The sequence below is a fragment of the Teichococcus aerofrigidensis genome (assembly GCF_054073225.1).
This window is the reverse complement of sequence record NZ_JBSXMU010000145.1, coordinates 1-6,989: the sequence shown is the minus strand read 5'-3', so window position 1 is coordinate 6,989 and position 6,989 is coordinate 1. Positions and strand designations below refer to the sequence as shown.

Annotated in this window: 9 protein-coding genes and 1 pseudogene; 2 read left to right on the top strand and 8 right to left on the bottom strand. The window is 72.0% G+C overall.

Annotated elements, in window-relative coordinates:
* The coding region (locus ACVMLK_RS18805; RefSeq protein WP_457487266.1) for a flagellar hook assembly protein FlgD at positions 1-680 on the top strand (680 nt) is incomplete at its 5' end.
* Positions 681-701: 21 nt separating this feature from the next.
* On the opposite strand, the gene ACVMLK_RS18800 is transcribed toward ACVMLK_RS18805, so the two are convergent.
* The 8 genes from ACVMLK_RS18800 to ACVMLK_RS18765 all read right to left on the bottom strand — a co-directional run bounded on the left by ACVMLK_RS18800 (position 702) and on the right by ACVMLK_RS18765 (position 6,543).
* A complete protein-coding gene (locus ACVMLK_RS18800; RefSeq protein ID WP_422925945.1) occupies positions 702-1,118 on the bottom strand; it encodes a flagellar basal body-associated FliL family protein in 417 nt (138 codons plus the stop codon).
* Between the two features lie 68 nt (positions 1,119-1,186).
* On the bottom strand, positions 1,187-2,287 hold the full coding sequence (locus tag ACVMLK_RS18795; protein ID WP_422925947.1) for an EscU/YscU/HrcU family type III secretion system export apparatus switch protein: 1,101 nt from the start codon (positions 2,285-2,287) through the stop codon (positions 1,187-1,189).
* Between the two features lie 3 nt (positions 2,288-2,290).
* Positions 2,291-3,046 (bottom strand): flagellar biosynthetic protein FliR, encoded by a 756-nt coding sequence (locus tag ACVMLK_RS18790; RefSeq protein ID WP_422925949.1) that lies wholly within the window; start codon positions 3,044-3,046, stop codon positions 2,291-2,293.
* Between the two features lie 2 nt (positions 3,047-3,048).
* Positions 3,049-5,112: a flagellar biosynthesis protein FlhA gene (gene flhA / locus ACVMLK_RS18785; RefSeq protein ID WP_457487265.1), complete on the bottom strand. Its 2,064-nt coding sequence runs from the start codon at positions 5,110-5,112 to the stop codon at positions 3,049-3,051.
* A 3-nt stretch (positions 5,113-5,115) separates the two neighbouring features.
* Complete coding sequence (locus tag ACVMLK_RS18780; protein ID WP_422925953.1) at positions 5,116-5,379, bottom strand: flagellar biosynthetic protein FliQ; 264 nt, start codon at positions 5,377-5,379, stop codon at positions 5,116-5,118.
* Positions 5,380-5,384: 5 nt separating this feature from the next.
* A complete protein-coding gene (locus ACVMLK_RS18775; RefSeq protein ID WP_422925955.1) occupies positions 5,385-5,690 on the bottom strand; it encodes a flagellar hook-basal body complex protein FliE in 306 nt (101 codons plus the stop codon).
* Positions 5,691-5,695: 5 nt separating this feature from the next.
* Positions 5,696-6,136, bottom strand: a complete 441-nt coding sequence (flgC, locus tag ACVMLK_RS18770; protein ID WP_422925957.1) for a flagellar basal body rod protein FlgC — start codon at positions 6,134-6,136, stop codon at positions 5,696-5,698.
* Positions 6,136-6,543, bottom strand: a complete 408-nt coding sequence (locus ACVMLK_RS18765; protein WP_457487264.1) for a flagellar basal body rod protein FlgB — start codon at positions 6,541-6,543, stop codon at positions 6,136-6,138. Before ACVMLK_RS18765 ends, flgC begins: the two co-directional genes overlap by 1 nt.
* Before the next feature lie 157 nt (positions 6,544-6,700).
* On the opposite strand from ACVMLK_RS18765, the pseudogene ACVMLK_RS18760 reads away from it, so the two are divergent.
* Positions 6,701-6,989: pseudogene (locus ACVMLK_RS18760) on the top strand (hypothetical protein); the annotation flags it as partial.

Below are 6,989 nucleotides of genomic sequence, written 5' to 3'. Positions count from 1 at the left end.
CCCCCCCCCCCACCCCCCCCCCCCCCCCCCCGGGGGGGGGGGGCGCCGCCCCGGCGCCGACCACCAGCCTGAGCAGCAGCAGCGCCGATTTCGACCGCTTCCTGACCCTGCTGACCGCGCAGATGAAGTTCCAGGACCCGATGCAGCCGACCGACCCGACCCAGTTCGTGGCGCAGCTGGCGCAGTTCTCCCAGGTCGAGCAGCAGACCAAGACCAACACCCTGCTGACCGGCATCGCCAGTGCGCTCAGCAATGGCGGCACCCTGGCGGAGAACGCGGCGCTGCTCGGCAAGACGGTGCAGAGCACGCTCAGCCAGATCACCGTGCCCGACAGCGGCACCAGCACCGTCACGGCGACAGTGACGGCCGGCACGCTGGGCAACACCCGGCTCGAGGTGCTGGACGCCGGCGGCGCGGTGGTGCGCCGCATCGGCCTCGCCCAGGGCGAGAACACGGTGGTCTTCGACGGCAAGAGCGCCGACGGCACGCGGCTGGCGACCGGCCGCTACAATGTCCGTGTCGTCGGCGACGATGCCGGCGGCGCGCGGCAAAGCGCCGGCAGCGTCAGCGCCGGCGGCACCATCACCGAGTTCCGCAAGGACAGCACCGGCGCCTTCACCCTGGTGCTGAGCAATGGCAGCGTCATCAACGCCGCCGACGTGACGCAGATCAGGTCCTGAGCCGCCGGCCGCGCGGGCGGCTCAGCTGTGGATCAGCCGGGTGATGACCACGTCCTTGAGCCCGGCCTCCTGCACCTGCGCCAGGCAGTCGAACAGCCGGTCGCGCAGCAGGGAGGGGTCGGTCCGGCCCGGCCGCAGCTCCTGCCGCTCCGACATGGCGATCAGCCGCTGCAGCACCGCCTGCTTCAGCCGGGGCGACAGGTCGCGGAACTGCTGGGTCTCCGCCGCGCGGGTCTCCAGCGTCACCGAGACCACGACATAGCCCATGCGGCGGCCCAGGCTGGGCAGGTTCACCGTGAAGTCGCCGAGCGGCAAGAACTCGTATTCCTTCTTCGGCGCCGCCTCGGCCGCCCGGGCGGGAGGGGTCAGCAGGGCCGGGGCCAGGGCGGAGGTCGCAATGGCGCCGAGCAGGGCCCGGCGGAGACAGGGTGACGGCATGGCGCTCTCGATCGATTGCGGATGACCCCTGTTACGCAACCGGTGATTATCACGTCAATCAACTTATCCTATTTTTGCGACGCGACATGGCGCGGGCCCGCGCCGCCCCGCTTCCGCTGCGCCCAGACGATGCCGATGATCCGGGCCACCGCCTCGAAATGCGCCGGCGGAATCGCCTGGCCGACCTCGACCGAGGCGTAGAGGCCGCGCGCCAGGGGCCGGTCCTCGATCAGCATCACGCCGGCGGCGCCGGCCAGTTCGCGGATCCGCAGCGCCACGTGGTCGACGCCCTTGGCGACGCAGACCGGCGCCGCGTCCTCGCCCCGCTCGTAGCGCAGCGCCACGGCGAAATGCGTCGGGTTGGTGATCACCACCGTGGCGGTCGGGACATCGGCCATCATGCGCCGCTGCGACATCTGCCGGCGCTTGCGCTTCAGCGCCGACTTCACGTGCGGGTCGCCATCGGTCGCGCGCAGTTCCTCCCTCATCTCCTGCAGCGTCATGCGCTGCCGGCGATGGTACTCGAAGCGCTGGAAGGCGATGTCGATCGCCGCCACCACGCCGCTGACCAGGGTCACGGCGAAGACCACGGCGATGGCCGACTGCATCGCCAGCGCCGGGAACACCGCCGGGTCCACCGCGGCCAGCTGCGCGCTCCGCTCGTAGAGCGGCCGACCGACGATCCAGCAGGTCAGGCCGACGGCCAGCATCTTGGTCAGGCTCTTGGCGAACTCGAACAGCGCCTTCAGTCCGAAGAGCCGCTTCATCCCGGCCAGCGGCGAGAGGTGCGACCATTTCGGCCGCAGCCGCTCGCCGGCCATGACCACGGTGTTCTGCGCCAGGTGCGGCAGCAGGCTGCCGGCCAGCAACAGGCCGAAGACCGGCAGCAGCGCCACGGCCAGCGCCTCGATGAAGGCGGCGCCCGCCTGGCGATAGCCCTCCCCGGTCAGGTCGAGGAAGGCCTCCGGCTGCTCGATCAGCGGCAGCAGCACCAGGCTGACCCGCTCGCCGATCAGCCCGCCGGCCAGGCCGAGGGCGAGCAGCATGGCGGCATAGAGGCCGAAGACCGAGCCCTCGCGCGAGACCGGCAGGTCGCCCTTCTCGCGCGCCTGCTGCAGCTTGCGCTGCGAGGCGTCGAGCGTCTTCTCCTGGCCGCTCTCCTCCGCCACGGCTCAGCGCCCGAAGGTGAAGACGGCGCCATAGGCGCCGAGGATCTCGGTGACCAGGGTCGGCGCCGCGGCGCCGAGCAGCGTCAGGCCGGCCAGCAGCAGGGCCGGCGCGCCGATCATGAAGACCGGCATGGCCGGCATGGCGCGGTTGATGCCGGCCAGCGCCAGGTTGAAGATCAGCGCCAGGATCAGGAAGGGCATGGCGAGCTGCATGGCGAGGCGGAAGGCCGTCGCCACCCCCTCGGCCAGGCTGCGCGCGGCGAGCGCCGTCTCCGGCGCGGCGCCGAGCGGGACCAGCGCGTAGCTGTCGGCGATGGCGCGCAGGCCCGGATGGTGCCCGTCGATGGCGAAGAGCGCGGCCAGGCTCGCGGCGTAGAGCGCGCCGCCGAGCACCGCCGAATTGTCCATGCCGATGCCGAAGACGAAGGCGTTGCTGATGCCGATGCTCTGGCCGATCACCTGACCCGCCACATGCACCGCCGAGAGCAGCAGGCGCGACAGCGTGCCGAGGAAGGCGCCGGTCGCGGTCTCCAGCGCGACCGCGCCGGCCATGGCGAGGGCGCCGGGCGGGCTGCTGGCCGGCCCGGCGAGCGGCGCGATGCAGAGCGCGATCAGCAGTCCGGCCAGCAGGCGGATGCGCGCCGGCAGCTGCGTCTCGCCCGTCCCCGGCAGCAGCAGCAGCGCCGCCGAGACCCGGCAGAACACCAGGAAGAGGCGATAGAGCTCGGCGGTCAGCCAGCTTTCCAGGCCGAGCTGCACCCTCAGATCTGGCCCACGGTGCGCAGCTTGGCGCGCTGATGCACCTCCGCGTGGCTGATCACGGCGATGGTCGGGTTGATGCGCTCCACCAGGTGGCGCACGAAGGGGCGCGCCGCGGCCGAGGTCAGCACCGCCGGCCAGTCCCCCTTGGCGGCGGCCTCGGCGATGCGGGCGCGGGTGGAGGCGATCAGCTCCTGGATCCGCGACGGCGCCATGGCGAAGTTGCGCTGGTCGCCCTCCTCGATGATGGCGCCGCCCACCTCGCGCTCCCATTCGGGCGAGAGCAGCAGGGTGGTGATGTAGCCGTCCTCCTGCGTCAGGCCGCGGCAGATCTGCAGGGAGAGGCGCTGGCGCACATGCTCGGCCAGCATCGAGACGTTGCGCGTCATCCCCGCCGCCTCGTGCAGCGCCTCCAGGATCAGCGGCAGGTTGCGGATCGAGATGCGCTCGCCGAGCAGCGTCGCCAGCACCTTCTGCACGGTGGCCATCGGCAGCACGGCGGGGATCAGGTCGGCGACCAGGCGCTGATGCTCCTTCTCCAGGCCGTCGAGCAGCCGCTGCGTCGCCGCATAGGTCTGCAGCTGCGCCATGTAGCCCTTCAGCACCTCGGACATGTGTGTGGTCAGCACGGTCTCGACATCGACCACGGTGAGGCCCTGGGCCATCGCCGCCTCGCGCAGCGCCGGCTCGATCCAGCGCGCCCTGATGTGGAAGGAGGGCTCCTGCGTGTCGATGCCCGGCACGCCGATCTCCTGGCCGCCGGGGGCGAAGGCCAGCAGCCGCCCCAGCACCAGCGTCTCGCGCGCCACCTCGACGCCCTGCACCTGGATCGAGTACTCGCCCGAGGCGAGATCCATGTTGTCCTTGATGCGGACGGCGGGCAGCACGAAGCCGAATTCCAGGCCGAAGGCGCGGCGCAGCTTCCGGATCTTCTCCGACAGCCCGCCCTGGCGGCTGGCGGTCAGCGAGACCAGGCCCATGCCGAGCTCGAGGCGGACGTCGTCGACGCGGATCAGCTCGGCCATGCTCTCCTCGCGCGGCGCCGCCTCGGCCACCGGCAGGCCGGCCTCGCGCGCCGCGGCGGCGCGCCCGGCGGCGCGCTGCGCCAGCCAGCCGCCGCCGGCAGCGACCGCGCCGAGCGCGAAGAAGGGCAGGAAGGGCAGGCCGGGCAGCACGGCGAAGAGGCCGGAGAGGCCGGCGGCCAGATAGAGCGGCTTCGGCTGGGCGCCGAGCTGGCTGACGAAGGCCTTGTCGGTCGAGCCGCGCACGCCGCCCTTGGAGACCAGCATGCCGGCGCCGACCGAGACGATCAGCGCCGGGATCTGGCTGACGATGCCGTCGCCGACCGCGAGCGTGACGTAGTTCTCGGCCGCCGCCGAGAGCGACATGCCATGGCGCAGCGTGCCGACGGTGATGCCGCCCAGCACATTGACGATGGTGACCAGGATGGCGGCGACGGCATCGCCGCGGACGAATTTCGAGGCGCCGTCCATGGCGCCGAAGAAGGTGTTCTCGTCCTCCAGATCGCGGCGGCGGCGCTTGGCCTCGGCGTCGTCGATGGTGCCGGCGGCGAGATCGGCGTCGATCGCCATCTGCTTGCCCGGCATGGCATCCAGGCTGAAGCGCGCGGCGACCTCGGCGATGCGCCCGGCGCCCTTGGTGACGACGATGAAGTTCACCACGATCAGGATGGCGAAGACGATGACGCCGATGATGAAGTCGCCGCCGACGACGAAGGCGGCGAAGCCGTGGATGACGTCGCCCGCCGCGTCCAGGCCGCGATGCCCGTCGGCCAGCACCAGCCGCGTGGTGGCGAGGTTGAGCGCCAGCCGCAGCAGGGTCGAGACCAGCAGCACGGTGGGGAAGACGGAGAAGTCGAGCGGCCGCTCGATCCAGATCGCCACCATCAGGATCAGCACCGAGAGGGTGATCGAGGTGGCGAGGCCGAGATCGACCAGCCAGCTCGGCATCGGCAGCACCAGCACCGCCAGCAGCAGCACCAGCGCCGCGGCGAAGAGCAGGTCCTGGTGGCCGAGGCCGCCGCGCAGGCGCCGGAGCAGATCCATGCGTCAGAGACCCACGATGAGCTGCGCGATCTCCTCGGTGTAGGAGCGCAGCGCGGCGAAGCCGAAGGGCAGGGAGAGCATGGTGGCGATCATGGTCACGACGATCTTGGGCACATAGGACAGCGTCATCTCCTGGATCTGCGTCAGCGCCTGCAGCACGGAGATGGCGACGCCGGTGACGAGTGCCGCGAGCAGCGGCGGGCCGGCCACGACCATCGTGGTGTAGAAGCCGCCGCGCAGCACCTCGATGACATCGCCCTCGTTCACGGCGCTCAGACCGCCATGCGCAGCACGTCCATGTACGCGCCGACGACCTTGTCGCGCAGCTGCGTCATGGTCTGCACGGTCAGCTCGGCGCTGGCGGCGGCCTGCACCACCTCCTGCACATCGGCGGTGCCGGCGACGCCGCGCGCCGCGGTGACCTCGGCCTGGCGCAGCGTGGCGAGCGAGGCGCGGGCGGCGTCCCCCACCATGGCGCCGAAATCGGTCGCCCCGGGCTGGCCCGCGGCGGCGGCACCCGCGCCATAGGCGCGCAGCGCGCTGGAGACGGGAGGGATGGCGGCGAGCGGCGTGGACATGCGGGTCACGACCTCAGGATGTCGAGCGTCTTGCCGTAGAGCGTGCGCGCCTGCTGCAGCACCGCCATGGACGCCTCGTAGCTGCGTCCGGCCATGCGCAGATCGGCCTGCTCGATCAGCGGATCGACGTTCGGGAGTTTGACGTAGCCCTGCTCGTCGGCCGCCGGATGGGCGGGATCGAACTGGGTGCGGAAGCCGCGGCCGTCCTGCTGGATCGCCGCCGTGCTGACCAGCTGCGCGCCGGTCGCGCGGTCGAGGCGCTGGCCGAAGCTGATCAGCTTGCGCCGATAGGGGTCGCCGCCCGGTACCGCCGCCGTGGAGCTGGCATTGGCGATGTTCTCGGCCGCCACGCGCATGCGGGTGGCCTGGGTGCTCATGCCGGAGGCGGCGGTGGCCATCGCCCGGGTCAGCGGTCCGGCGCCGGAGACAGGTCCGAGGCGCAGCATCAGCGGCCGCCCGCGGCGCTGCGCAGCAGCGAGGCGCCCTGCTTGTAGACGACCGTGGCGAGGTCATAGGCCTTCGCCACATCGGCCTGCTTCACCATCTGCTCCTCCAGGCTGACCGTGTTGCCGTCCGGGTCCTCGCCATAGGACTGGGCGCGGTCGGCGGCGATCTCGGCGCCGCCGCGGCCGGCGCCGAGATGCCCGGGCCGGGTCGCCGCCAGCTGCACCGTCCGCGGATCGCTCCCCGGGCCGCGCAGCAGGCCGCTGTCGAAGCGGAACGGCTTCACGTCCCGCGCGCGGTAATGCGGGGTGTTGGCGTTGGCGATGTTCTGCGCCAGCACGTTCTGCCGTTCCGACAGGTGCCGCATGCGCGCGCCGGTGATGCGGAAGACGTCGATGCCGTCGAGCATGGATGGGGGTGCCCCTCTGGCTGCCGGCGCAGGAATAGCCCGGTCCCGCCCGTCTTGTCGATGTTTTTCGCATAGCGCTTCGGCGGCGATGCGGGCCATAATGGCCCGAGAAGACCGGTCTCCGGCGCTGCCCCTCCCTAGCGGACGAATATTTCGCATGAATTCCGAGGCCCTCCCTCCGCCCGCCGCCCCGCCGGCCCCGTCATCCGGCCTTTCATCCGGCCTCGCCGACCTCGCCGGCCCGCTGGCGCGGCTGCCCCGGCGGGGCCGCTACGGCACGCTGGCCGGGGTACGGGGTGCCGCCCTCTCCGTCGCCGGTCTGGGCCCGGGCGTCGCCATCGGCGACCGGCTGCGCATCGAGCGCGGCGGCCTGGCGCCGGTCGAGGGCGAGTTCGTCGCCTTCACCCCGGAGACCGCGCTCGCCGTGCCGGAGGGCGGCACCGAGG